The organism is Acinetobacter lwoffii, assembly GCF_024129715.1.
Lineage (GTDB): Bacteria > Pseudomonadota > Gammaproteobacteria > Pseudomonadales > Moraxellaceae > Acinetobacter > Acinetobacter lwoffii_U.
The window spans coordinates 1-25,316 of sequence record NZ_JAMXXM010000023.1; the positions used below are offsets into that span (position 1 = coordinate 1).

Sequence of the window (25,316 nt, forward strand, 5' to 3'; positions counted from 1 at the left end):
TGGTTATGCCTGGTGACAACGTTGAGATGTCAGTAGAGCTAATCCACCCGATCGCAATGGACCCAGGTCTACGTTTTGCGATCCGTGAAGGCGGTCGTACAGTTGGTGCTGGTGTAGTTGCTAAAGTAACTGCATAATCGCTGATTGTGTAAGAAAAGCGCCTCTTTGAGGCGCTTTTTTTTGATTCAAACTTTTTATAAAACTAAAAATAGATTGTCGGACAATGATTTTAAAAGCTGTCCTTATCTGATATTGGCTTGACCTAAACTGCACTTATGTAAAAAAAATTACCACGTAATATACAGATAAGAATATGAATATTACATTTTCGGGTCTGGATTGGCCTGATGGGAGTGGTCACATGAATGCGAAAGTAAATATTACAAATCGTGCGGGTGCAAGTTTTCCAGTTCGTCGCATGAACTTTGATTTTGATGCTGTACCGGAATATTGGATGAATGGTTCAGCAGGTCTCACTCATTTTATGACCGCATTATCTGCGCTATTTCCAGCAGGTGAAAAGTTTTTTATAGATTCAGTCCGCGCGGTACGTAACCATCCTGCAATTGCCAATAATGAAGCATTACAAAAAGAAATTTCTGCTTTTATTGGTCAGGAAGCCATGCATACTCACGAGCATATCGGCTTTAATGCTTCTGCGCAAAAACATGGGCATGATGTCGAGACGCTTGATCGTTATACCGATAAAGTCATTCAAACGACACGTAAAGTCATGGCTAAACTGGGTAACCCTGTGGGAATTACCCAAGAAATGGTAGATTTGACTGCAACTACGGCACTTGAGCATTTCACTGCAACCATTGCCTCACAGCTTTTGACCAATAGCCACATTCAGGAATTGATGACAGATGAAACCATGAAAACCATGTGGTTATGGCATGCTATCGAGGAAAATGAACATAAGGCAGTTGCACATGATGTCTTTGAAGGAGTTTTTGGCAAAGGCCTAAAAGCCTATGCACTGCGTACTTCATCCTTGGTCATCGCAATGGCAACCTTATTTGTGGTGCAAAGCTATTTCCTCGCCCGTTTGCTTAAACAGGATCAGCAGTTTAATCTTGAGTCCTTAAAAGCCATTTATACCTATGCCTATAGTCCTTCTAAAGGTGTCATTACGGGTATGGCGAAAGAAATGCTGATGTATTTTAAACCGGGATTCCATCCGAATGATCATTATACAGATCAACTGTTGGCGACCTGGAAAGCCAAATTGGATTTGTGACAGAACTGAAGATTGGAGAGCGACTAAAATCGCTCTTTTTTTTGCTCGATTTTTTGGATGAAGTTTCTATAATGCGGAGGTTGATTCTATATAAGATGAACGAAGATGATTCGTTTAATGCAAGCAGCGGATGTAGAAGTCGTTGCAAAGATTGAAAAATCAGTTCAATCACATCCCTGGACTTTAAAACAGTTCGAAGATGCTGTAACGGCTTATCAAAGTACCGTGATTGAAGTGCAAGGGCAGGTGGCCGGATTTTGTATTTTACAACCAGTGCTGGATGAAGCCAATTTATTGCTCATGGCAATTGATCCGGCACAGCAAGGTCAGGGCTTGGGCTATCAGTTGCTGGAGGCTTCAGTGGTGATGCTAAAAAACAATCCGGTACAGATTTTCCTGGAAGTGCGCGAGAGTAATCAGGCTGCGATCAAGCTATATGAAAAATCAGGCTTTCATCAGATTGATCTGCGTAAGAACTATTATCCAAATGCCAACGGAAGCCGTGAACATGCCATCATTATGGTGAAAGCATGTACGGATGATTTTGCTAGTCTGTTTAAATCATAAAAGCTGACGACCTTATTTAATAATCTGGTGATTCCATCCGCTGGGTAAGGTCGTCATTAATGAGTTTCCCAATTGCTGAATCTCCGTGGCACTCAATGCATGATTTAAACGTCGCCATTGTCCATCGATCAAGAGTTCCAGTGGCAGATACTGAGATTTGTAATTCATCTTGTTGGAATGTGGCACCCAATAACCCAGATAGATAAATTGCAAGCCCAGCTTTTGTGCATGTTCAATCTGTTTCAAGATTGCAAAAGCACCGAGTGAACGACGATTTTCATCCGGATCAAAGAAGGTATAAACGGCAGAGATGCCATCATCCAGCAGGTCGCAAGTGGAAACGCTGATTAGACGCTCACCTTGCCATAATTCTAGAAAGAAGCTGTCGGTGCAGCTTTGCAATAAAAATTTTTCGAACTGATCCCGGGTGGGTGGGAACATATCGCCATCTGCGTGGCGTTCATTGATATAGCGTTCATACAGCGCATAATGTAGGTCCCCGGCGTGCTCTGGACTGGTAATTTTTATCACCAGATCCTGATTACGTTTCCAGGCTTTTTTTTGTGAACTGTTCATGCGGAATTCAGCAACAGGCACACGCGAAGACAGACATTGACGACACAAATGACATTCGGGGCGATACACGAAATCACCACTGCGACGGAAACCGGTACGTGACAGTTCCGATAAAGTGACTACATCAATTCGATGTCCGGGATCCAGAAAAACCATGCGCGCCGACTTGTTGGGCAGATAGCTGCAATCATGCGGCGGCGTAATATAATACTGTAAATCGTTCAGTAGGGCCTTTGGCTGATAAGAGTTCATAACAACTACCCTCTGTTATTTTCATTCACTTAAGCGCGCGTTTTGCGCTATTGTTTTACTTGAAAATACACCTTCCTGATACTTTTTCCAATCAATCGCAGGCTTTTTTACAATATCTTGTAAAGAATTAAGATAGTCTTGGCGAGAAAGTGTGCAGGCACCTAGGCTTAAAAGATGATCGTTGACCAGTTGGCAGTCGATCCAGGGTAGTTTATTTTCCTGTCCAATCAGCATTAAAGTATAGAAAGCCATTTTAGAAACATCGGTTTGCGTACTAAACATAGATTCACCAAAACAGCCTTGACCGATGGTCACACCATAAAGTCCACCGACGACGCGATCTTCATCCCAGACCTCAATGCTATAACCATACCCTGCGTCGAACATGTCACAATAGCCTGCGATAATATCTTCACTGATCCAGGTGTCGTCTGCATAAGCACGCGGCAATGAACAGGAACGAATCACCCTTTCAAAAGCATGATTGATTGTAATTTTATAGTCCTGCTTTTTCATATTGCGTAGCAGGGATTTGCTTGGATGATAATCTTCGGGGCGAATAATGCAGCGTGGTTCCGGACTCCACCAGCAAATTGGATCACCTTCTGAAAACCATGGAAATAATCCATGTGTATAGGCTTCATAAAGTGTAGAAGGGGAGAGGTCGGCACCAATACAAATCAGTCCTTCACCTTCAGGATCAACCTCGACCGGATTGGGAAAAATGAATTCTGAGGGAGGAAGTAAAGACATGGCAGACCCGACATAAATCTATAGATAAATCATCATCTCATTCTAGCAATAAAAAAGCCGCCCATAATGGACGGCTTTTTTATTCTTGCTGCTTAGTCTAGTTTGCCCATCGCATCAAGATATTTTTCCGCATCAAGCGCAGCCATACAGCCTGAACCCGCAGAAGTAATGGCTTGACGGTAAATGCTGTCCGCAATGTCACCGGCTGCAAATACACCCGGTACGGAAGTTTGTGTTGCATTACCTGCAGTACCGCTTTGCACCTGGATATAGCCGTCACGAAGCTCCAACTGACCTTCAAACATGGTGCTATTTGGCTTGTGACCAATCGCCACAAACATACCTGTCACATCAACGTTTTGAGTAGAATCATCTTGAGTTGATTTAAGACGAACTGAAGTTACGCCAGATTGTGCATCACCGAGTACTTCATCGACCTGATGGTTCCAGATAATGCTGATCTTGCCTTCTTTTTCTTTAGCAAATAAATGATCTTGCAAGATTTTTTCAGAACGTAATGAATCACGGCGATGAACCAGAGTCACATGCGAAGCGATATTGGATAAGTATAAGGCTTCTTCAACAGCGGTATTACCACCACCCACAACCATGACTTTCTGGTTTTTGTAGAAGAAACCATCACAAGTGGCGCAAGCGCTGACGCCTTGACCCATAAAGGCAGCTTCAGATTCAAGACCTAAATATTGAGCTGTTGCACCGGTACAGATGATTAAAGCATCACAGGTAAATTCGTCCATATCGCCTTTCAATACGAAAGGGCGCTGGTTTAGATCTACTTCATTGATATGATCATACACGATTTCAGTGCCAAAGCGCTCTGCATGCGCCTGCATACGCTCCATCAATGCTGGACCGGTTAAGCCTTCAGGATCACCTGGCCAGTTATCCACGTCCGTGGTCGTGGTCAATTGGCCGCCCAGTTGCAAACCGGCAATGAGGGTTGGTTTTAGGTTTGCACGCGCTGCATAGACTGCTGCGCTGTAGCCTGCGGGGCCAGAACCTAAAATAATCAGTCGTGAGTGACGTGCGCTCATCAGCTGTATCCTTTTTTATTTAGAAATTTATTGAATTATACGTGAAACTGTATAACAGTGGTGTGAGATTAAAGTCGATATTATTGATCATTGAAATCGATTTGGGCTATAGAGCATAAGTAACATTGTGCTTGCACAATAGTGCATCTTTTTTCACAGAACAGGTGCATAATATGCATTTTATTGCGTCGCTTTTTTCAAGCATTGAAGCAAAAGAATATTCATGAAGAATTGGTTACAGGACAGTATATGACAGCGGTGTCGAGTGCCTATGCACAGCGCTTAGTAATGACATTATTTTTAGTCTCATTTGGGATTTATCTGTTTCTTGCAACAGTGACCTATACGCCATTTGATCCGGGGTGGATGCATATCTCCAGTGATACGCAGACCGTTTCGAATGCCAGTGGGGTAGCGGGTGCCTGGATTGCAGACCTTTTGTTTGGCTTTCTCGGTTGGGCAAGTCTGCTGATCCCTGTCTATCTGTTTATGGAAGCGATTCAGGTCTGGTGGCCGCGTAGCTTCCTGAACCGGCCATTTCGCTATGCTGCACAATTCTTCCTGTTGCTGACCACCTCAGCGCTGTTGTTTTTATTCTGGCAAGTCCCTGCTGATACGCTGGATAATTCTTCCGGTGGTATTATTGGCTATGAATTAGGTCAGAGTCTTGAACAATTGCTGACAGTATACGGTGCAGCATTCTTCTTGTTTGTGCTTTGGGTGGTGTTATTTACCTTGGCTTTTGGGGTGAAGTGGAACAAGACCTGGAGCAGCCTCAAAGCAACGCCTGCTTATCTGCAAGATCTGTTCTACCGCAATGTGCCTGAAGGCATGTCTGATTTTGACCGTACTGCACCTGTTGCCAAAAAAGAGCCAGTCATTAGTGCAAAAAAAGTAGCGGTTGCAGTAACACCTGCGCCTGAACATCAACTGGTAGAAATAGATCCGGTGGTGCGTGATCAGGTGGCTGAACGTTTATTTGATGATTTTGCCGATAAAGAATCACAACAACCGCAGTTTTATGATGATCTTCCCGAAGCTGAGCAGCAGACTGCTGAACCAGTCGAGACATTTAAACAAGTACAGCAAGTGCCTCAACAGCCGGATCGTGTGGTAGCGACAGGCGAGGTGTGGCGTGCCTTGCATTCGAATGAAGATCAGCGCCATAAACAGGATATTGACGCCTTACTCAAAGCAGCCGAAGAAGAACAGCTTAATTCTTCAGTCTCACATATAGTTGCCCCACAATCTGTTGCAGCACAGACTCATGCTCATACCAGAACAGCACCTACTCCACATACAGGTCTGGACTGGGATGATGATGAAATCTTTGATGAACTTCTGGCTGCAGTTCCGCAAGGCAAAACTGCGACCGATGTGCATAGTCCATTCAATACAGCGCCAGCCGAAAAGACCTCAAGAATTGTAGAAGACATGACCAATGTTGCACCGGCCATGGCATCCATGGCGACTGCACATGTCTTGAAAAACAGCGCATTACAGACCGATCTGGATGACCTGGGTGATTTGCTGATTGAAGAGGAAGAGCCAAGCCAACCGGTACGTAGTTCTAGCTATGCTCAATCTTCTGCTTTTGTTCAGGCACCAATTCAGCATCAGGGTATAGAGCAACCAGTATCTCCTCCTTCTGCAACTCATGCAGCAGTACGCGAGGCTTTATCTAAAGAAGAATTTGTAGAAGCCTGGCAAGAAACGGCTGGTAAACCACAAGATGAAGACGAGTTTGATTTTGATGCTCCTTTAACTGATGCTTCAGGCCGTCCGATGTCACGTGCCATGCAGGTGGTGGAGCGCCGTAAAGATTTATCACCACTTCCAGGGCTAGATTTACTGGATGAAGTCGATCCGAATAAAAAAGTGAATTTTACCGAAGAGCAGCTGGCACGTTTATCTGAATTGCTTGAAATCAAGCTGCAAGAATTTAATGTCAAAGCCAAAGTGGTAGAAGCACAGCCAGGCCCAGTCGTAACACGTTTTGAACTGGATCTGGCGCCAGGGGTGAAAGCTTCTAAAGTGACCAATATTTCCCGAGATCTGGCACGTTCGATGTCGATGGCATCGGTGCGTGTGGTTGAAGTCATTCCAGGCAAGCCGTATATCGGGATCGAAGTGCCGAACAGTACCCGTGAAATGGTCCGTTTGATCGAACTTTTGACTATTCCTGCTTTCACTGATCCGAGTAGTATTCTCTCCATGGCAATGGGTAAGGATATTTCCGGTAATCCGGTAATTGCTGATCTGGGGAAAGCGCCGCATATGCTGGTGGCAGGGACCACAGGTTCGGGTAAATCGGTGGCGGTCAACTCGATGATTCTATCGATGTTGCTGAAATATACCCCAGATGAATTGCGTCTTATTCTGATCGATCCGAAGCAGCTAGAACTGGCGAACTATAATGATATTCCACATTTGTTGACGCCTGTAGTTACCGATATGAAAGATGCGGTCAGCGCATTGAACTGGTGTGTCAATGAAATGGAACGTCGTTATAAACTGATGTCTTTCCTGAAAATCCGTAAACTGAGCGACTATAACCGCAAGGTGGAAGAGGCGATTGCCAATGGTGAAGACCTGATCGATCCAACCTGGAAAGCCAGCGATTCTGTTGTGGGTGAGCGTGCGCCGCGCTTAACACCGTTGCCTTCTATTGTGATTGTTGCGGATGAGTTCGCGGATATGATCATGCAGGTGGGTAAAAAAGCCGAAGAAATGATTACCCGTCTGGCACAAAAATCACGTGCTGCTGGTATTCACCTGTTGCTTGCGACCCAGCGTCCATCAGTAGACGTAATCACCGGTTTGATCAAAGCCAATATTCCGACACGTGTCGCATTACGGGTTAACTCCAAGATCGATTCGCGTACCATTCTGGATGCCGGCGGTGCAGAAGATTTACTTGGTCATGGTGACATGCTATTCCTCGGCCCGGGTAAAATTGAACCTGAACGTGTGCATGGTGCGTTTATTGCTGATGACGAAGTCAATCGGATCTGTGATGCATGGCGTGAACGTGGTTCACCAAATTATGTCGACGAGATCCTGACACCATTTGATGAAGAACCATCGAGTCGTGGTTTTGAAGATGGTGGCGACGGTGGATCAGACCGTGATGCGCTGTATGACCAGTGTGTGGCTTTTGTTTTGGAAACCCGTAAGGCTTCTACTTCATCCTTGCAGCGTAAATTCAGTCTGGGCTATAACCGTGCTGCGCGGATCATTGATCAGATGGAAGAAAACGGCATTGTCAGTGGTATGGGTGCCAATGGCAAACGCGAGATCTTGGTTTAGTTCCAGAATCTTTGCAATAAAAAGGCCTGCTTTCAAAGCAGGCCTTTTTATGTGTTCTTGACTCAGGCAAATTTTGCCAATACATCCAGAAACTCCGCACTTTGACGTGGGTAGGTGGCAATCACGTCATGAATCCGTTGTCCTTCCGGATTAGTTGCATTGACATCACGGCCATCAGCGACAAATTTCGTCAACAGGCGTTCATAATCAAATGGACGCATATGCTTGAAAGCATGATAGAGCACGTGAAAATCAGCATTAACGCCTGCAGGAGGAAGCTGATTCAAGTAGGCAAATACACGCTCATCTGACCATTCTTCGTTAAAGGTCGCTGGTTGGGATAATGCCATCGCAATTTCCTTGATCTAATGTAGTTTTTTCGGCATGAAAAAAGGCAAAATATGAGACTAGATTAGCAAAGCACTGCTTTGCCTAGTCGCAAGACTTGAAGCTATGCTTCAAGTGGGCGGAATATAACTAAACTACTATTTCTACCACTCTCATATTTTGCCTTGAATCAATTTACTTGACCAATCAAAAATCAGATTATCGTTCTTCAGGTAAATTGATATTCATTTCAAGCATTTCAATATTGGCTTCAGAACGAACCTGCATTTGAATATGTTGTTCATCGACACCGCGAACATAACGATTGACCACTTGCATGATTTCAGTCTTCATCTGGTCAATTTTGTCTTGGCTCAAGCGACGCCCCAAGCCTTGTTCGGATGCAACGATCACCTTCAAACGGTCTTTAGCAGTCCGTGCGCTTGATGGCTTCTCCTCACCACTAAAAAGTTTACTCCAGAATCCTGCCATGTCTACGCTCCAAATAGTCGTGCTAACCAGCCCTTAGGTTTTACCTCAATATGACGGTAAGGACGCTCTTCACCAAGGAAACGCGCCACCAGGTCATCATAAGCCTGACCCGCTGAAGCCTCAGTGAAAAGAATCACTGGCTTACCTTCGTTTGATGCTTGTAAAACGCTTGGACACTCAGGAATAACACCTAGGGTCGGTACACGTAAAATATCCTTAGAAATATCGTCAATCGTCAGCATTTCCTGTTTATCGGCACGTTCCGGATTGAAACGGGTAATACACAGATGCTTACGGATGCGACCTTCGTTTTGTTCTACTTTTTTTGTTTTGCTATCGAGCATACCAATGATACGGTCAGAGTCACGGACTGAAGAAATTTCAGGGTTGGTCACAATGATCGCTTCATCCGCATGGTACATGGCCAGAATGGCACCACGCTCGATACCGGCAGGTGAATCACAAATAATATAGTCAAATTCCTGCGAAAGCTCATCCATTACACGTGCTACACCCTCATCGGTTAAGGCATCTTTATCACGTGTTTGGGAAGCAGGTAAAATATATAAATTCTCAATATCTTTATCGCGAATCAGTGCTTGTTGTAATCGTGCTTCGTTATTTAAAACATTCACAAAATCATAAACTACACGGCGTTCACAGCCCATAATCAAATCAAGGTTACGTAAACCTACATCAAAATCAATAACAACAGTTTTGTGACCACGTAGGGCTAAACCTGTTGCAAAAGATGCACTTGTTGTAGTTTTACCTACACCACCTTTGCCTGATGTTACGACAACAATTTTCGCCACCGAATCCACTCCTGTTATGGTTCAAATCCCCTGTTTAAAATGGGGTTTTTGGTGTTTATTTATACATTAAAATTGTAGAGCTTCAAATACAAGCTCTTGTTGATCATTCAAGTAAATATGCACTGATTTTTTGACCACATGCGGAGGAATGTCATCCGCTACGCAATAGGTGCCTGCGATCGAAATCAGTTCTGCTTCGAGGCTATGACAGAAAATACGTGCCGCCGTATTGCCACCGACACCTGCAATGACACGACCACGCGCGCTGCCATAGACATGGATATTGCCTGAAGCAATCACTTCTGACCCACTGTTGATACCGGCATTGATAATAATGTCGCCATTATGCTGCACGATACATTGGCCGGTACGCAGAATTTCATCATGATATGAAGTCACATGCGCAACAATTGGCGCTACCTGGGCATTGTCTGCTACGGGTTCTGGCTTAACTTCCACGACCTGTTCTTTGGTGGCTTTAATTTCTTCTAACTGGCGATCAGGTGGCAGTACCGGGAACTGAATGGCGCGCGCCTGATCTCCAAGTAAGCCTTCAGTAACAGCCATAGGCTGTACATCCAGACTGATTAACAGTTGAATCAGCGCAATGAGTTCCTGTTCAACTGAACTTTCAATGACTGCCAAAGTGCCGGGTGGAAATGCTGCTTGTAATTTTGGGCTAAGTTGCTGGCGGATTGCATCATGATCATTGGTATCTAGGCTAATGCGTATCGCATTGACCATTCTGCCTTTTATCCGTATATCAGCCATAATTCTTCCTTAAATACTTCTGACGTGCTGGTTTTGTGTCGAAGCAATGTTGTAAATAGTGCAAATCCTAGAACAAATTGCAGTAATTCTCTAGCGATCTCAGTTATTTTTTTATGCGAACAGAACCGGACGGATTGATCTGATTCTGTACTTTAAACTTTACTTATCTATTGAGCTCTGATTTTGCTCATGTTCTTCTAAAATCTGTTGCCATTGTTTGACTTTCACCTGTTTCCGGATTGCTTCAAGTGTTTCAAAAACAGCCGATTCGACCAATTTATCAATATGTGGATTATGTTCAATCTGAATCTGGCTGATTTTATCTGAAATTAGGGCAAAAGTCGGATTTTCTTTTTGACCTGTGTGGGTAAATGGTTCAATCAGTCCTTGCGTGATATTTTCGCCCAAACGTTGACCAATACTTTGAATTTGCTGTTCAATCCGGCTGCCAACAATTGGAATCAAACGTAATAATTGGGTTAGTTCTGGAGTATCTTCAATCGCCTGATTCACTACTTGCCCTACATTTTTAGCGATCATGGAACGTTGTGCCTGTAATTCCTTGCCTAAAGATTCCTGCAAGATATCTGCCAAGGCAATCGCCAGTAATTTACGGTGATGTTCCACCAAATCATCAATTAACTGTTTATGTGATGTGCTCGTGGTCAGTTCACGCTTAATACCGTCCAGTACGGTCAGTACCACCCGGCTAGAAAGCTCTTCCATTAGCATGTTGTAATAAAAGTTACCTTGGCGATACCAGCGGTTAGGAATTACTTTATAACCATGGCTATGCAGGTTGTAGCCAATCGCGACCGCACGCAGCAGGCGTAGGAAACGTAGTTGAGGGATAATGGATAAAATTTCATACCAGTGCACAAAAGGGAAGAACCACCAGCGTCGATGATGACGCAGAACAATCGCGATGACCCAGCGTGCCAGTAATTCACAGACCAAGAAGGTGGTAAACCAGCCCTCGGTAATAATGACCCAAGGGCGTAAATCACTTTTATAAAACTGCAACACTTCGGGTAAACGAATGAAGTCAAACAACCACTGACCAAAATCGCTCATTAAAATGGCGTTGGCACTGAGACAGAACAGATTGATGACGATCAAAACCATCATGAAAATGTCGTAAATCAGTGCAATTTTCCAGCCCCAGGTTCCTTTACGAACAAATTTAAATGAGCTGGACGTAATGTCCGGGTTGTCGTTCTTCATAATTACTCGGTTACAGATCCGACCGGGGCTTGGGCAAAGTTCTGCTGCATTTGTGCGATGAGCTGATCTTTTTCAGTCCAGATTTGATCAATCCATTTCTGGAAACGTGCACGGTATTCAGCATCATCTTCATAATTGCCACCGAGCACCCAGTCAGGAATATCAATTTTTCTTAAATTTACCGCAATACGTGGCACTTCACCTAACCAAAATTCACCATAGCCCGGAATACCGTCAGGATAAACAATAGTCATGTCGACCAGCGCATCAATTTTATCGCCGAGAATACTGAGTGCCAATGCCAGCCCACCGGCTTTAGGCTTCAGTAAATGTGTATAGGGAGACTGCTGCTGATCATGCTTTTCTTGGGTAAAACGCGTGCCTTCCAGATAATTTAACAGGGTAAAAGGCTGACTGATCAGCTGTTCACAGGATTTACGTGCTTCTTCCATATCCCGGTATTTTAGCGCAGGATTTTTAGCAATCTGTTCCTTGCTATGCCGCTTCATCATCGGGAAGCCCAAGATTTTAAAGGCCTGACCAACAAAAGGAATAAAAATAAGTTCCCATTTGGTAAAGAAACGCGTCAGGGGCATACGGGTCAGACCGAAGTATTGATTGACAGTGGTATCGACCCAGCTCTGATGATTACAGGTCATCAAATAACGGCCCTGCATATTCAAATCCAGTGACTCATCTACGCTGATTTGCCATTGCGTGTTTTTCAGTACATGCTCAATCAGCCAGTTGTTGACCCCTAACCAGCTGTTGGTAATCTTGATATTGGTTTCATCCACTTTTGCGGATTTTTTAAAAAGTTTGGTTAAACCCAAGGCCAGCACCGGGGGACCATGAAAAAAAGTACTGCCCGTCATGACGGATGTGACCGTCAGGCCACGCGCCAGTTTTTTTAAAGTCGGTTGCTTGTTGCTATTCGATGACATATCCAAACAGTCCCCAGAGATTAATCACTTAAATTTTTTCATATTTTGAGTAATATAGAGACAGTTAGGCAAATAAAAAAGCCTAAACAGGAAACTATGAAGATATTGTGACGAACTACTTGGTTTTAGTTACATATAAACATTACAAAATATTACTAAACGATTTATTATTAACAAAAATTCAATGGTTAGCCCATTCAATTTAAATCATTATCTCGCTTAACAACAAAGCATACAACAAGGAGTCATGCGATGCGTGCACTAGTCATTTCAGCAGCTGTAGCAGGGGCCGTAGCACTTACAGGTTGTCAATCAACTGGTAATAACATCGGTGGTGTGGAATATGATAAAGCTGCTCTAGGTACTTTAATTGGTGCTGCAGCAGGTTACGGTGTTTCTAAAGGCAATGCGAATACCAGCCGTCAAAATAACCGTGCAGCAGCGATTGGTGCTGTTGTTGGTGGTGCAGCGGGTGTGTATCTTGATAACAAAGAGAAAAAATTACGTCAAGCAACAGCGGGTACGGGCGTAGACGTTAACCGTAATGCAGATGGTTCGATTAACCTTGTGATGCCAGGCAGCATTACATTTGACACGAACAAGTCAAATATCAAACCAAACTTTTATGGCACTTTGAACAAAGTAGCGCAAGTATTAACTGAAGATAACAAGAGCGGTATTCTTGTAACTGGTTATACAGACAGCACGGGTAATGACTCAATTAACTTGCCATTGTCTCAAGCACGCGCAAACTCTGTAGCGACTTACTTGGCAGGCCAAGGTGTTTCACGTACACGTATTAATGCTCAAGGTTTAGGTTCAGCGAACCCAATTGCAGACAATACAACTGCTGCAGGTAAAGAGCAAAACCGTCGTGTAGAAATCGCGGTATATGCAGTTCAATAATTCTTGAACGCTTAAGAAAAAACCACCTTCGGGTGGTTTTTTTATATCTGAATATTGACCTGATTAATCGTATTTTAAATTAGGCAACTGACGCAGAGATGACTATAATCGGAGCCGAATCTAGAAGAGGAAGCCATATGTCACTCGCCAGTCAGTTAAATGACAAGCAACTTGAAGCCATGAAATACACTCAAGGACCCTTGTTAGTACTTGCAGGAGCGGGTTCAGGCAAGACTTCAGTGATCACGCGAAAAATCGCGTATTTAGTCAAGCATTGCGGGATTCCCGCACATCGTATTACTGCGATGACTTTTACCAACAAGGCAGCACGTGAGATGAAAGAGCGTGTCAGCAAATTGTTGACGCGTGAAGAAAGTAAAGGCGTTTCAGTTTCGACCTTCCATACTTTTGGCCTGAATATGCTGCGCCTGGAGTTGAAACATACCCCACTGAAAAATAATTTCTCGATTCTGGATGCTGACGACTGTAAACGCATTCTGATGGATCTGATGCAGCGTGACAATTTATCCGGTGCAGAAAGCAAAGAACTGATTGCCAAAGCCATGAAAATGATCTCGGACTGGAAAAATGATCTGATTCCACCCGAGCAGGCATATACTACCTGTGAAACTGCCGAAGATGTGCAGTTTGCGCATTTATATCAATTATATGAACGTAATTTGCGTGCCTATAACGCCGTGGATTTTGATGACCTGATTGTGATGCCAACGCGCTTGCTGCAGGAAAATGCCGAAGTTCGTGACAAATGGCAAAATCGCGTGCGTTATTTGCTGGTCGATGAATATCAGGATACCAATACGGCGCAGTATATTCTGGTGAAATTACTGGTTGGCGTGATGGGACAGTTCACCGCCGTAGGCGATGATGACCAGTCGATTTATGCCTGGCGTGGTGCTAAACCGGAAAATATGGCCTTGCTGCAGCAGGATTTTCCTAATTTAAAAGTGATTAAACTGGAACAGAACTATCGTTCGACCAGTCGTATTCTCAAAGCAGCCAACACCGTGATTGGTAATAATCCGCATATTTTTGATAAAAAGCTTTGGTCGGACAAAGGCCATGGTGAAATGATCCGTGTGATTACCTGCCGCAATGATGATGATGAAGCAGAACGCGTGGTTAAAGACCTGATCACGCATAAATTGATGAACGGTAAAAGCTGGAAAGATTATGCGGTGTTGTACCGCGGCAATTTCCAGGCGCGTATCTTAGAAACCCATCTACGTCAGATGCAGATTCCGTATAAATTATCTGGCGGACAGTCCTTCTTCGCACGTGCCGAAATCAAGGACATGATGAGCTATTTACGCTTGATCATTAACCCTGAAGATGACAGTGCATTTTTACGAATTATCAATACGCCAAAACGGGCAATTGGTCCGGTAACGCTGGAAAAGCTCGGTCTATTTGCTCAGGAAAATAATCTGTCGCTTCTGGCTGCGGCTGCGGATCAGCGTCTGACCATGGCGATTCCGAAAAAGGCCACGACTCAACTGGCTGAGTTTGCCGATTTTATTGAGGGTTTTACCCGCAATTTACTGGATGATGATGAACCAGTGCCAATTATCCGCCAGATGATGATTGAAGCCGGTTATATCGATTACATCAAGGAAACTGCAGCCACACCAGCGCAGGAAAAGACCAAGCTCGACAATATCGAAGTGCTCTATAGCAGCATTCAAAGCCTGATTAACCGCGCTGAAGATGTTGATGAAAAAAATATTGAAAGTGTGATTCGTAAAATGGTGCTGCTGGACATGCTCGAGCAGCAGCAGGAAGAAGAGGACACCGATAAAGTCAATTTATTGACTTTGCATGCGTCTAAAGGTCTGGAATTTCCTTATGTCTATCTGATCGGGCTGGAAGAAGAAATTCTGCCACATAAAAACTCGATCGCTGCAGAAACGGTCGAAGAGGAACGCCGTCTGATGTATGTGGGGATTACCCGTGCACGTCAGGGACTGACCATTACTCTGGCAGAACAGCGCAAGGCCGGTGGGCAGATGAAGCAAATGACCCCAAGCCGTTTCCTGGATGAATTACCGGAAGATGAGCTGGAATGGTTAGGCCGCAAGAAAAAGCTGGCCGGTAACATCGATCCAAAATTACAAGCCCAACATTATCTTGATAATTTGCGTAATCTTATCAAACGATAAGGTACAAGACTTGCTCTTATTTTAAATGAAACAACAGGAATGAATACATGAAAGTTCAGGTGAAAGTCCTTGACTCGCGTCTTGGTCAGGAATGGCCATTACCGACTTATGCTACGACAGGTTCAGCGGGGCTGGATTTGCGTGCGTGTGTTGCAGAAACCACAATCATTGAACCAGGCCAAACGGTTTTGGTAAAAACTGGTTTAGCAATCTATATTGAAGATCCTGCATTTGCTGGTCTGATCTTGCCACGTTCGGGTTTGGGCCATAAACATGGGATCGTGTTGGGTAACCTGGTAGGTTTAATTGATTCTGATTATCAGGGTGAATTGATGGTATCCGTTTGGAACCGTAGTCAGACGGCATTCAGCTTAGAGCCAGGTGAACGTTTGGCGCAGTATGTGTTGGTTCCTGTGGTACAAGCTGAATTCGATCTGGTGAATGAATTCGAAGCGACTGAACGCGGTGCTGGCGGTTTTGGTCATACGGGTAAAAACTAAGTTTTAATAATGGCTTACATTCATTAACTGGATGTAAGCCATTTTTAGTTGATTAGATTAAATATTAAAAAAAATGAGTTGGTTGAAATATATTTAAAAAATAAAACCTTATTTTTTCGGCCAAGTAGAATTATTTAAATCCAAAATTGATGTAATTATCAAATGTCTAATTAGATGAAACTCAAAATAAATATAATTGAATAATCATTGTTTAATTACAAGAACCCTATAATTCTAAAGTTGTAGATTATATTTTTATAATTGATTGTTACATTGAAATCGTTTAAAAATAGCGGGTCTTAAAACAAAAACAAATGTTTAAAGTCATTATGATGAAATCATCATTTTAAATCTCCTTATTTTAATGAATAGTGAAAAGACATTTTTATGGGATCTATGAATCATCCATTCCCCATGCATATCTTTCGTGCCTATGACATACGCGGTAAAGTCAGTCTATTAGGTGCCGGGATCATTGATGCAATTGCCCACGGTTTAGCCCAGCAGTATCAGACTGCGGGACAGACACGTGTCGCCATTGGTTATGATGCACGCATCAGTAGTCCGGCTTTTGCCGACACGATTGCCCGTATTTTTAAAGATTATTCGCTGGAAGCCACTATTGTAGGTTGTTGTTCCAGCCCAATGCTATATTTCACCGCACGCCAGTTTGATGGCAATGGCATTATGGTCACTGCCAGTCATAATCCTAAAGAAGATAATGGTATTAAATGGATTATTGATGGTGAACCACCTTGTCCTGAGATGATTCAACAGGTGGCCCAACTGGCAAAGTCACATTGCGATAGCCAGCTAATTACTTTAGCTGAACTGCCGCATCAGATTATTCCAGAGTTTTGCCTGCAGTATCAGCAGGGAATATTAGAAGATATTCAATTAAAGCGCTCATTTAAAGTGATTCTGGATGGTCTGCATGGCTCAGCCGGACGTTGTGCTGACTTGGTACTCAGAAAAATGGGCTGTGAAGTGATTGCTTTACGTTGTGAGGCGAATGGACATTTTCCGGATCATGCGCCGGATCCTTCGCAAGACAAACATCTTGAGACTTTACGTCAAACCGTCATGCAACAGCAGGCTGATCTCGGTATTGCCTTGGACGGTGATGGCGATCGCTTGGTTCTGATTGATGAACATGGTCAGATTATTACAGCCGATCAGTTATTGTGCCTGTTTGCTGAAATTTGCCTAAGCGATTCAGCACCACGCCAATTTGTTTATGATGTGAAATGTTCAACTCTGGTTCGCGATACAGTGCAACGTCTGGGCGGGGAACCGGTGATGATTCGTACCGGCAGTTCATTTCTCAGAACTTATCTGAAGCAGTCTCAGCATCAGGCGATTTTTGGTGGGGAATATGCCGGACATTATGTCTTTAATGATGGTCGCGGCTGGGGCTATGATGATGGACTCTATGCAGCGCTCAGAGTCATGGAATATCTCGACCAAACGGGGCAAACTCTCGCGCAGGCCTTGGCGGCTTATCCAAAACGACATGGTACTGAAGATCTTTATATTTCAACGCGTCAAGTACGTCCTGTTGAGCTTTTAAACTTCGTTGAACAACAATCCGCAAGAATTCATGTGCAAATCAGTAAAATTGATGGGATACGTCTTGATTTTGAGGATGGTTTTGGCATCATTCGAGCATCCAATACAGGTGAGTATTTCACAGTGCGCTTTGATGCCAATAATGCCCAAGGTCTAAATGAAATTCGTCATCTGTTTGTAGCCATGTTGCGTGACCGTTATCCAGAGATCGCTCAAGACATTTTAGATGCTCAATAAGGAGAGGCGAATGCCAAATCAACAAACAGGCATCGACAAAGCACAGATTTTGACAGAAGCTTTGCCGTATATTCAACGCTTTGCGGGTAAAACCCTGGTGGTAAAATACGGCGGTAACGCGATGACCGATCCTGAGCTGGAAAGTTCATTTGCACGTGATATCGTATTATTAAAAACAGTCGGTATTAATCCGATCGTGGTACATGGTGGTGGCCCGCAAGTCGATTCCATGCTGAAACAGCTGGGCCGCGAATCAGACCGTATTGACGGCATGCGCGTGACTGATCCTGCGACCATGGAAGTAGTCGAGATGGTACTTGGCGGTAGCGTTAACAAATCTATCGTGAACCTGATTAACCAGCATGGTGGTCGTGCGATTGGTCTTACCGGTAAAGACGGCAACCTGATTCGTGCGCAAAAGCTGCTGATGGAAAAAGTGGCTGAAGATGGTTCAGTTGAGCAAATTGATCTGGGTCTGGTCGGTGAAGTCGTTGGCGTGAAAACCGATGTTCTGGAAATGTTTACCAATAGTGACTTTATTCCAGTCATTGCCCCGCTAGGTGTCGATGAAGAAGGCAATACCTATAATATCAATGCTGATTTGGTCGCTGGTAAAGTCGCTGAAGCCCTAGGTGCAGAAAAACTGATTCTACTCACCAATATCACCGGTGTCTTGGATGAAAATAAAAACCTGTTGACTGGTTTGACCACTCAAGAAGTCGATCGTCTGATCGAAACTGGCGTGATTTATGGCGGCATGATTCCAAAGGTCGGTTGTGCGCTGGATGCGGTAAAAGGCGGCGTCGTAAGTGCACATATCGTGGATGGCCGTGTACCTCATGCCAGCTTACTAGAAATTTTCACCGATCATGGTGTGGGCACCCTCATTACCAATCGTGCCAATCCGCATCGTTCTTAAGCCAATTTTTGCGAAAAAGAGTCTCAATAGAGACTCTTTTTTATTTGGATTTCTTATAGCCACCTATTTGAAATGACTGGGACAGTCATGCACAATAAGCTTCTAAGTGAAATAAAGAGCTGAAATCAAACCATGTGCCAACTGCTCGGAATGAATTGTGCCACCCCGACGGATATTACTTTTTCCTTCCGCGGATTTTCCCAGCGGGCGGGCATTACCTCTGATCATGCGGATGGTTTCGGGATTGCTTTCTTTGAAGATAAAGCCTGCCGTCTGTTCGTCGATAACCAGTCCGCGATTGAATCACCGATTGCCGAGCTGGTACGTAATTATCCAATCAAATCACGCAATGTGATTGCCCATATCCGTAAAGCGACCCAAGGCAAAATTAATCTGGAAAACTCGCATCCTTTTAGCCGTGAACTTTGGGGGCGGCAATGGATTTTTGCCCATAATGGCGATTTATATGATTATTTTCCTGAACTGTCAGGGCGCTTTACCCCAGTCGGAAATACCGACAGTGAGCGTGCCTTCTGTTACCTGCTGGATCAACTGGTGAAACGCTTTGGCTATCATGAGCCGAAACTGGATCAGGTTTTCGATCTTCTAGCTGAAATTTCACCTGCAATCGCGGAGCATGGCACCTTTAATTTCTGCCTGTCGAATGGTCAGGCGCTGTTTAGCTATGCGATTACTAAACTCCACTGGCTGGTACGTGAATACCCGTTTAGACCGGCTCAGCTGATTGATATTGATGTCGAAGTGGACTTTAGTCAGGTCACGACCCCTGAAGATCGCGTCGCAGTGATTACCACTGAACCATTGACCCAGAATGAAGAATGGACTGCCTTCCAGCCCGGTGAAATGATCCTGTTTCAGCATGGGGCGAAAGTACGTTCTCAGTTGACGCATGTTGAACGTCTGGAACGTGAACGTCTTGATCCTTCCTTAAAACGCGTCACGCGAGCTGATCAATATTGAAATGCGATTAAAGACGGAGTTTAAACTCCGTTTTTTTATATTTAAAAAATAAGAAAAAATCTAAGAATAAATAAAGGTTTATTGCGGATTTTGGTTAATTAATATCTTAGCCTTTTACTCAGGATAAATTATTTTTAATTATATATAACAGAAACTTAAAATGAAAAAGCCGGATTTAGGCGGAAAGCCGACTAATTTGCTTCATTTTTATTTGAATCAATACGCTATATGCTCATTTTCACGTTATAAGTCCTTAATATTTATAGGTGGTCGTAATGAAAATGAAATGGGTCCCAGATTATAATACTGGTATCGATGTGATTGACGATCAGCACAAACGAATTCTCGATTATATCAACGAAATTGATGCCAATACCGAGCGTGCCCGTATTAAACAGATTCTTGACAATATTATTGATTATACCCAGTCGCATTTTACCTTTGAGGAATCTCTTCAGGAAGAAGCCGGCTATAAATATCGGGTACCGCATAAACGTGTGCATGACCTGTTTATTAAAAAAATCGAGTCTTATCGTGACCGTTTTGAACTGGGGCAGTCGATTGAACATGAACTACATGAAGTATTATCGAAATGGCTGATTAACCATATTCAGCACGATGACGCCGATTATGTCGGTGCCGTGAAAGAAAATATGATGGGGATCATCAAGGAAAAAGAAAAGAAAACAGGTAAAAACTGGTTCGCTCGTTTCTTCTCATAATAAAAGACGTAACGAGATAACAAAAATTAAAATCTAATTATAATTTTTGCGCAGCAAATCACCGTTAAGGTGGTTTGCTTTTTGTTTTTGATTTTCACCGCTTCACAAGGCAAAATAGCGCTAGATTTTTATAGGAATGCATCATGCAGGACAATGCTATGTCAAAATGGTTATCGCCGCTGATGGCTTTCTGTTTATCGTTTATTATCATCGCGACGCTCGCACCGATAACCGGTATCCAGATTGATCGTCAGCTGGATTTCTGGATGCTCTGGTTGGCCACCATGCTGATTCTGGCGCTTCCAGTCTGCTACTTGGAAATTGCTTTGGCCAAGCGCTCTAAAACAACGCCATTACAGGCGCTGTCGACGCTGACCCGTGAAGCTGATGCGTCACAGAAATGGCGTATTGTCGGCTGGTTAAGTGTGATCTTTATTCCGTTTTTGGCAGGTGCCATGCTGAACAATGCCAGCAATGTTCTGGCGATTGCTGCACTTGATCTTGCACCCAATCTTCTGTTGATTGGATTGGCAATAGTAGCGTTGGCCCTGTCACTGCTACCGCGTCAAATTTTATTGGCTGTTACCACGATTGGCGTACTGGCGTCTCTGGTTCTAGCCAATGTGATGGGAACGGCGCTACCTGCATGGCAAGTCACACCAGTCGAGTTCTCGGAATGGGGCAATGCCACCGTATTGGCTTTGGTCGCAAGTGGTCTGGGCATGGGCTTGTACTGGCAATCTAGTCTGAGCGCTGTACAACAACAGGATGTCGCCAGCAAGACGGTATTGCCGATCTGGATTGCGCAGCTAGTTGCTGTCATTGCATTTGCTTTCTTTGCTATACAAGCGCAAATCCCTGCATTTACTCTGGTCGTAGCGATGGTCGCAGCTGCTGCATTAATTCTGCAAATGGCACGTGAACAATTACAGCAACGCCAGCTTCATCCTGCGATTCAATGGGCGATTGTGGCGGCGGTTACACTGATCTGGGCTATTCCAAATCTAAGCCCAATTTTCAATGTGGTCTTGCTCGTCTGGGGCTTATTGATTTGTTTGATCTATGCATTATTTGCTGGCTGGATCATGAAGATCAGTCATTTGCGTAAATCAATGAATTTCAGCTCTGAAGCGTTTTATAACATCTGGCGTATTGCAGTGCGTGTAGTGTTGCCGGTTGGGATTATTCTGGCAATCATTGCTGTCTTAGGACAATTCGTCTGATGAGTGAGGCGATGATTTGGGTGGCATATGCGACGCCAGAAAAACAATTTCATCTAGCCGTGTCATTTCAGCCTGGCATGACGGCACTGGACGCGATTGAGCAAAGTGGAATCCGTGAGCAGGTCGACTTGCCTGAACCATTATTTTTGGGCATTTTTGGCGTGCGCTTGCAAGATCAGCAGCAGCCACTGGCAGCAGGTGACAGGGTGGAAATTTACCGAGCACTGACCATCAATCCTAAAGACATCCGACGTAAACGCGCCGAGAAAAATCCGGTGGGTCGTTATGCCAGAGGCAATCTTTTAAAAAAGCTGAAACCATCTTCCGAATAGAGAGCGGCTTGAATGAGCAGTAGTTTCAATGATCTGCTCAATCAATCAGCTTAATTAAAAAAGCCCCTGATGATTCAGGGGCTTTTTCATGTGAAACCGACTATAGTGGAGGAGCATTTAAAATCGCTTCTTTTGATCCTGGTAAGCCGGGTTGAGATTCTGGAATCGTCTCCAGACCTTCAACACGTTCCACGATACCAGACTGGTTAAAGTAGATTTTCAAATGCTGGCCTTGGGCTGCCGGGATCTTGGCTTTTTTAGCGTAGGTTCCTGGGGTATAGTTATAGATGTAGTCCCAGCGTAAAGGATTCAGCGGATCGCTTACCGTTGGACTGCCCAGTAAGAAACGCACCTGTTGATGACTCATTCCCACTTGAATTTTAGCGGCTTGAGCTTGGGTTAAAGGGGTTCCTTGTGGAATATCTACTTTATAAACACCTAATGTCGAACAGCCGACGAGCAAGGAAGTGACGAATAACGTCAACATGATTTTTTGCATTTTGCTAAACTATCCCAAATTAATTATGATGCATTTGATCCAAGGATAGATCATACTGCATCTAAAGTTTGTTGCATATTCCAACTTTGATTTTGTTGAGAGACCTTTTTACATGACTATTTCAAACCAAGATTTACGAAAAGCTGGACTGAAAGTTACCCTTCCACGAATTAAAATATTAGAATTACTAGAAAATTCAAGACAACATCATTTAAGTGCGGAAGATATTTACAAGACTTTACTCGATCAGGGTGAAGATGTAGGTTTAGCAACTGTGTATCGTGTGTTAACACAGTTTGAAGCCGCGGGTATTATTGAGCGTCATAATTTTGAAAACAATCATTCCGTTTTCGAGATCATGCAGGAAGATCACCACGATCACCTGGTTTGTTTGAATTGCAGCAAAGTCGTTGAATTCATCAATGATACGATTGAAAAAGAGCAGCATGATGTTGCTGAAAAATTTGGTTTTGAATTAACCGGTCACTCTCTGAATCTGTATGGCTACTGCGATGCGCCGGCCTGTCAGGAAGTGTTTCGTAAAAAATAATTTGCGCTCCGGTTGAAACAAAAAAAACAGGCTTCGATTGAAGCCTGTTTTTTTTATGTGTTCAATCTGATCAGGACTGGCCATCAAAGGTGATATTGGAATGTGCACGTAATAAATGACTGCCGCCTTCTTCTGCCAGTTTGATTTGCAGACGTAAGTCATTGGGTGAATCCGCATGTTTCAGCGCATCTTTATAGCTGATCTGCTTGGCCTTATACAGGTCATACAGTGCCTGGTCGAAGGTTTGCATGCCCAGTTCACGGGAACGCTTCATCAGGTCCTTGATCTCATGCACATCACCTTTACGGATCAGGTCAGCAATCAGGGGGGAGTTAATCAGAATCTCAATCGCGGCACGACGACCATTGCCATCGATGGTTGGGATCAGTTGCTGTGCCACAATGGCTTTCATGTTCAGTGACAAGTCCATGAACAGCTGGTTATGCCGGTCTGCTTCAAAGAAATGAATGATCCGGTCAATGGCCTGGTTGGCGTTGTTGGCATGCAGGGTCGCAAAGACCAGATGACCAGTTTCGGCAAAGGCAATCGCATAATCCATGGTTTCACGCGAACGAATCTCACCAATCAGAATCACGTCCGGCGCCTGACGTAAGGTGTTTTTCAGGGCAATTTCAAAGGAATCGGTATCAATCCCGACTTCACGCTGGGTGATGATACAGCCTTTATGCTGGTGAATGAATTCAATCGGATCTTCAATGGTAATGATATGACCTTTGGAATTTTCATTGCGATAACCGACCAGCGAGGCCAGCGAAGTTGATTTACCGGTACCGGTTGCCCCGACAAAAATAATGATGCCGCGTTTGGTCATCGCCAGTTCTTTTAGAATCGGCGGTAATTTGAGTTCATCCATGGTCGGAATCACGGTTTCAATCCGACGCAAAACCATACCCGGCTGATCACGCTGCTGAAAGGCACTGACACGGAAGCGGGCACTTTTATCCGGTGTACTGATGGCAAAGTTACATTCACGCGTGTCTGCAAATTCTTTACGCTGCTTGTCGCTCATGATGGAGTGAAGCAGTTGCCCCACTGCCGCGCCGGGTAATTTTATCGAACCAATCGGTAAAATCTGCCCATTAATTTTGATTGAAGGTTCGACATCGGCTGTAATGAACAGATCCGATGCTTTTTTCTCCACCATATAATCGAGTAAGCCGTTAAAATCCATGTATAAAAACCCCAATACAATTAATTTTTCTTATAAGAATGCTTCTGGCTGTTTGGCTGCAGTACGTGCCACTTGCGGGCTGATGAGACCTTTAGATACCAGGGTTTTCAGGGTCTGATCCAGTGTGGTCATGCCATAGTTGGCACCGGTCTGAATCGCAGAATACATTTGTGCGACTTTATTTTCACGAATCAGGTTACGGATTGCAGGAATACCAATCATGATCTCATGTGCCGCAACACGTCCGCCGCCATTTTTCTTCAGCAAGGCCTGTGAAACCACAGCCTGCAATGATTCCGATAACATGGCACGAACCATATCTTTTTCTTCGGCAGGGAATACGTCAATCACACGGTCAATGGTTTTGGCCGCAGAGGTGGTATGCAGGGTGCCAAACACCAGGTGACCAGTTTCTGCCGCAGTTAAGGCCAGACGGATGGTTTCAAGGTCACGCATCTCACCAACCAGAATAATATCCGGGTCTTCACGCAGTGCGGAACGCAGGGCTTCATTAAAGCCGTGCGTATCACGATGCACTTCACGCTGGTTGATCAGGCATTTCTTGGATTGATGCACAAATTCGATTGGATCTTCGACGGTCAGAATATGGTCATAGCGGTTGTCGTTAATATAATCCAGCATCGCCGCCAAGGTGGTTGATTTACCCGAACCGGTTGGCCCTGTGACCAGTACCAGACCACGCGGATATTCACAGATATCTTTAAAAATCTGTCCCATGCCCAGATCTTCAAGGGTCAGAACTTTGGATGGAATGGTACGGAATACTGCACCGGCACCACGGTTCTGGTTAAATGCGTTGACACGGAAACGGGCCACACCGGGTACTTCAAAAGAAAAGTCAGTTTCCAGATTTTCTTCAAAATCACGGCGCTGTTTATCGTTCATGATGTCATAAACAAGTTTATGTACTTCTTTGTGTTCTAATGCTGGCAGGTTGATACGACGAACTTCCCCATCGACACGAATCATTGGCGGTAAGCCTGCAGACAAGTGTAAATCCGACGCACCATTTTTAGCAGAAAATGCCAACAATTCTGTGATATCCATAAGGTCCCCGAGTTCATTAAAATGTTAATTATTTTGATAGAATAATAAGGCTTTCCCACAGCTTAACCAACCCTTAGTTTATGGGCAAGGGAAAAAAAGATGAATGAAATGAG

The 25,316-nt window shown here is 44.1% G+C and carries 26 protein-coding genes; 14 read left to right on the forward strand and 12 right to left on the reverse strand.

What is annotated here, in order from left to right; genetic code table 11:
- The 3 genes from NI462_RS12230 to rimI all read left to right on the forward strand — a co-directional run.
- Window positions 1-137, forward strand: a 137-nt coding sequence (locus NI462_RS12230) for an EF-Tu C-terminal domain-related protein (protein ID WP_079279704.1), incomplete at its 5' end; no start/stop codon positions are given.
- A gap of 224 nt (window positions 138-361) precedes the next feature.
- Complete coding sequence (locus NI462_RS12235; RefSeq protein WP_253160805.1) at window positions 362-1,243, forward strand: metal-dependent hydrolase; 882 nt, start codon at window positions 362-364, stop codon at window positions 1,241-1,243.
- Between the two features lie 105 nt (window positions 1,244-1,348).
- Window positions 1,349-1,810, forward strand: a complete 462-nt coding sequence (rimI, locus tag NI462_RS12240) for a ribosomal protein S18-alanine N-acetyltransferase (protein ID WP_253160807.1) — start codon at window positions 1,349-1,351, stop codon at window positions 1,808-1,810.
- Window positions 1,811-1,822: 12 nt separating this feature from the next.
- On the opposite strand, the gene NI462_RS12245 is transcribed toward rimI, so the two are convergent.
- The 3 genes from NI462_RS12245 to trxB form a co-directional block, all read right to left on the reverse strand.
- On the reverse strand, window positions 1,823-2,638 hold the full coding sequence (locus NI462_RS12245) for an arginyltransferase (protein ID WP_253160809.1): 816 nt from the start codon (window positions 2,636-2,638) through the stop codon (window positions 1,823-1,825).
- Between the two features lie 21 nt (window positions 2,639-2,659).
- On the reverse strand, window positions 2,660-3,391 hold the full coding sequence (aat, locus tag NI462_RS12250; RefSeq protein ID WP_253160811.1) for a leucyl/phenylalanyl-tRNA--protein transferase: 732 nt from the start codon (window positions 3,389-3,391) through the stop codon (window positions 2,660-2,662).
- 92 nt (window positions 3,392-3,483) lie between these two features.
- Window positions 3,484-4,446, reverse strand: coding sequence for a thioredoxin-disulfide reductase (gene trxB / locus NI462_RS12255; protein ID WP_253160813.1), 963 nt, complete (start codon window positions 4,444-4,446; stop codon window positions 3,484-3,486).
- 249 nt (window positions 4,447-4,695) lie between these two features.
- On the opposite strand from trxB, the gene NI462_RS12260 reads away from it, so the two are divergent.
- Window positions 4,696-7,755 carry a DNA translocase FtsK gene (locus NI462_RS12260; protein WP_253160815.1) on the forward strand — a complete coding sequence of 1,020 codons (3,060 nt, stop codon included), beginning with the start codon at window positions 4,696-4,698 and terminating at the stop codon, window positions 7,753-7,755.
- A gap of 62 nt (window positions 7,756-7,817) precedes the next feature.
- Here NI462_RS12260 and NI462_RS12265 read toward each other — a convergent pair whose 3' ends face one another.
- From NI462_RS12265 to yihG, 6 genes are all read right to left on the reverse strand, one after another.
- Entirely contained in the window at window positions 7,818-8,105 is a 288-nt protein-coding gene (locus tag NI462_RS12265) for a PA4642 family protein (protein ID WP_153567141.1), read from the reverse strand.
- Between the two features lie 196 nt (window positions 8,106-8,301).
- Window positions 8,302-8,574 carry a cell division topological specificity factor MinE gene (gene minE / locus NI462_RS12270; protein ID WP_005104804.1) on the reverse strand — a complete coding sequence of 91 codons (273 nt, stop codon included), beginning with the start codon at window positions 8,572-8,574 and terminating at the stop codon, window positions 8,302-8,304.
- A gap of 2 nt (window positions 8,575-8,576) precedes the next feature.
- Window positions 8,577-9,389 carry a septum site-determining protein MinD gene (gene minD / locus NI462_RS12275; RefSeq protein WP_004646120.1) on the reverse strand — a complete coding sequence of 271 codons (813 nt, stop codon included), beginning with the start codon at window positions 9,387-9,389 and terminating at the stop codon, window positions 8,577-8,579.
- A gap of 66 nt (window positions 9,390-9,455) precedes the next feature.
- Window positions 9,456-10,160 carry a septum site-determining protein MinC gene (minC, locus tag NI462_RS12280; RefSeq protein WP_253160817.1) on the reverse strand — a complete coding sequence of 235 codons (705 nt, stop codon included), beginning with the start codon at window positions 10,158-10,160 and terminating at the stop codon, window positions 9,456-9,458.
- A 159-nt stretch (window positions 10,161-10,319) separates the two neighbouring features.
- The gene (locus NI462_RS12285; RefSeq protein ID WP_168386749.1) at window positions 10,320-11,384 is read right to left on the reverse strand and encodes a preprotein translocase subunit SecA; all 1,065 of its coding nucleotides are present in this window, start codon (window positions 11,382-11,384) and stop codon (window positions 10,320-10,322) included.
- 2 nt (window positions 11,385-11,386) lie between these two features.
- Window positions 11,387-12,328: a 1-acylglycerol-3-phosphate O-acyltransferase, YihG family gene (gene yihG, locus NI462_RS12290; RefSeq protein ID WP_253160819.1), complete on the reverse strand. Its 942-nt coding sequence runs from the start codon at window positions 12,326-12,328 to the stop codon at window positions 11,387-11,389.
- Between the two features lie 252 nt (window positions 12,329-12,580).
- Here yihG and NI462_RS12295 point away from each other — a divergent pair, with 252 nt between their 5' ends.
- From NI462_RS12295 to NI462_RS12335, 9 genes are all read left to right on the forward strand, one after another.
- A complete protein-coding gene (locus tag NI462_RS12295) occupies window positions 12,581-13,234 on the forward strand; it encodes a YiaD family glycine zipper/OmpA-like lipoprotein (protein ID WP_004646124.1) in 654 nt (217 codons plus the stop codon).
- A 137-nt stretch (window positions 13,235-13,371) separates the two neighbouring features.
- Window positions 13,372-15,411 carry a UvrD-helicase domain-containing protein gene (locus NI462_RS12300; RefSeq protein WP_253160821.1) on the forward strand — a complete coding sequence of 680 codons (2,040 nt, stop codon included), beginning with the start codon at window positions 13,372-13,374 and terminating at the stop codon, window positions 15,409-15,411.
- A gap of 47 nt (window positions 15,412-15,458) precedes the next feature.
- Window positions 15,459-15,911, forward strand: coding sequence for a dUTP diphosphatase (gene dut, locus NI462_RS12305; protein ID WP_004646127.1), 453 nt, complete (start codon window positions 15,459-15,461; stop codon window positions 15,909-15,911).
- Between the two features lie 387 nt (window positions 15,912-16,298).
- A complete protein-coding gene (locus NI462_RS12310; protein WP_253160823.1) occupies window positions 16,299-17,717 on the forward strand; it encodes a phosphomannomutase/phosphoglucomutase in 1,419 nt (472 codons plus the stop codon).
- A 10-nt stretch (window positions 17,718-17,727) separates the two neighbouring features.
- Entirely contained in the window at window positions 17,728-18,636 is a 909-nt protein-coding gene (gene argB / locus NI462_RS12315) for an acetylglutamate kinase (protein ID WP_004279270.1), read from the forward strand.
- Between the two features lie 132 nt (window positions 18,637-18,768).
- The gene (locus NI462_RS12320; protein WP_004730575.1) at window positions 18,769-19,617 is read left to right on the forward strand and encodes a class II glutamine amidotransferase; all 849 of its coding nucleotides are present in this window, start codon (window positions 18,769-18,771) and stop codon (window positions 19,615-19,617) included.
- Between the two features lie 275 nt (window positions 19,618-19,892).
- A complete protein-coding gene (locus NI462_RS12325) occupies window positions 19,893-20,339 on the forward strand; it encodes a bacteriohemerythrin (protein WP_153566760.1) in 447 nt (148 codons plus the stop codon).
- Window positions 20,340-20,482: 143 nt separating this feature from the next.
- On the forward strand, window positions 20,483-21,562 hold the full coding sequence (locus NI462_RS12330) for a hypothetical protein (protein ID WP_253160825.1): 1,080 nt from the start codon (window positions 20,483-20,485) through the stop codon (window positions 21,560-21,562).
- The gene (locus NI462_RS12335; RefSeq protein WP_005104788.1) at window positions 21,562-21,894 is read left to right on the forward strand and encodes an RnfH family protein; all 333 of its coding nucleotides are present in this window, start codon (window positions 21,562-21,564) and stop codon (window positions 21,892-21,894) included. The genes NI462_RS12330 and NI462_RS12335 overlap by 1 nt, the downstream gene beginning before the upstream one ends.
- A 100-nt stretch (window positions 21,895-21,994) precedes the next feature.
- On the opposite strand, the gene NI462_RS12340 is transcribed toward NI462_RS12335, so the two are convergent.
- The gene (locus tag NI462_RS12340; protein WP_004279275.1) at window positions 21,995-22,393 is read right to left on the reverse strand and encodes an outer membrane protein assembly factor BamE; all 399 of its coding nucleotides are present in this window, start codon (window positions 22,391-22,393) and stop codon (window positions 21,995-21,997) included.
- A 112-nt stretch (window positions 22,394-22,505) separates the two neighbouring features.
- On the opposite strand from NI462_RS12340, the gene fur reads away from it, so the two are divergent.
- Window positions 22,506-22,943, forward strand: coding sequence for a ferric iron uptake transcriptional regulator (gene fur / locus NI462_RS12345; protein WP_005096051.1), 438 nt, complete (start codon window positions 22,506-22,508; stop codon window positions 22,941-22,943).
- Window positions 22,944-23,013: 70 nt separating this feature from the next.
- On the opposite strand, the gene NI462_RS12350 is transcribed toward fur, so the two are convergent.
- Both NI462_RS12350 and NI462_RS12355 read right to left on the reverse strand, forming a co-directional pair.
- On the reverse strand, window positions 23,014-24,135 hold the full coding sequence (locus NI462_RS12350; RefSeq protein ID WP_005096052.1) for a PilT/PilU family type 4a pilus ATPase: 1,122 nt from the start codon (window positions 24,133-24,135) through the stop codon (window positions 23,014-23,016).
- Between the two features lie 30 nt (window positions 24,136-24,165).
- Window positions 24,166-25,203 carry a type IV pilus twitching motility protein PilT gene (locus NI462_RS12355; RefSeq protein ID WP_004279279.1) on the reverse strand — a complete coding sequence of 346 codons (1,038 nt, stop codon included), beginning with the start codon at window positions 25,201-25,203 and terminating at the stop codon, window positions 24,166-24,168.
- Between the last annotated feature and the right edge of the window lie 113 nt (window positions 25,204-25,316).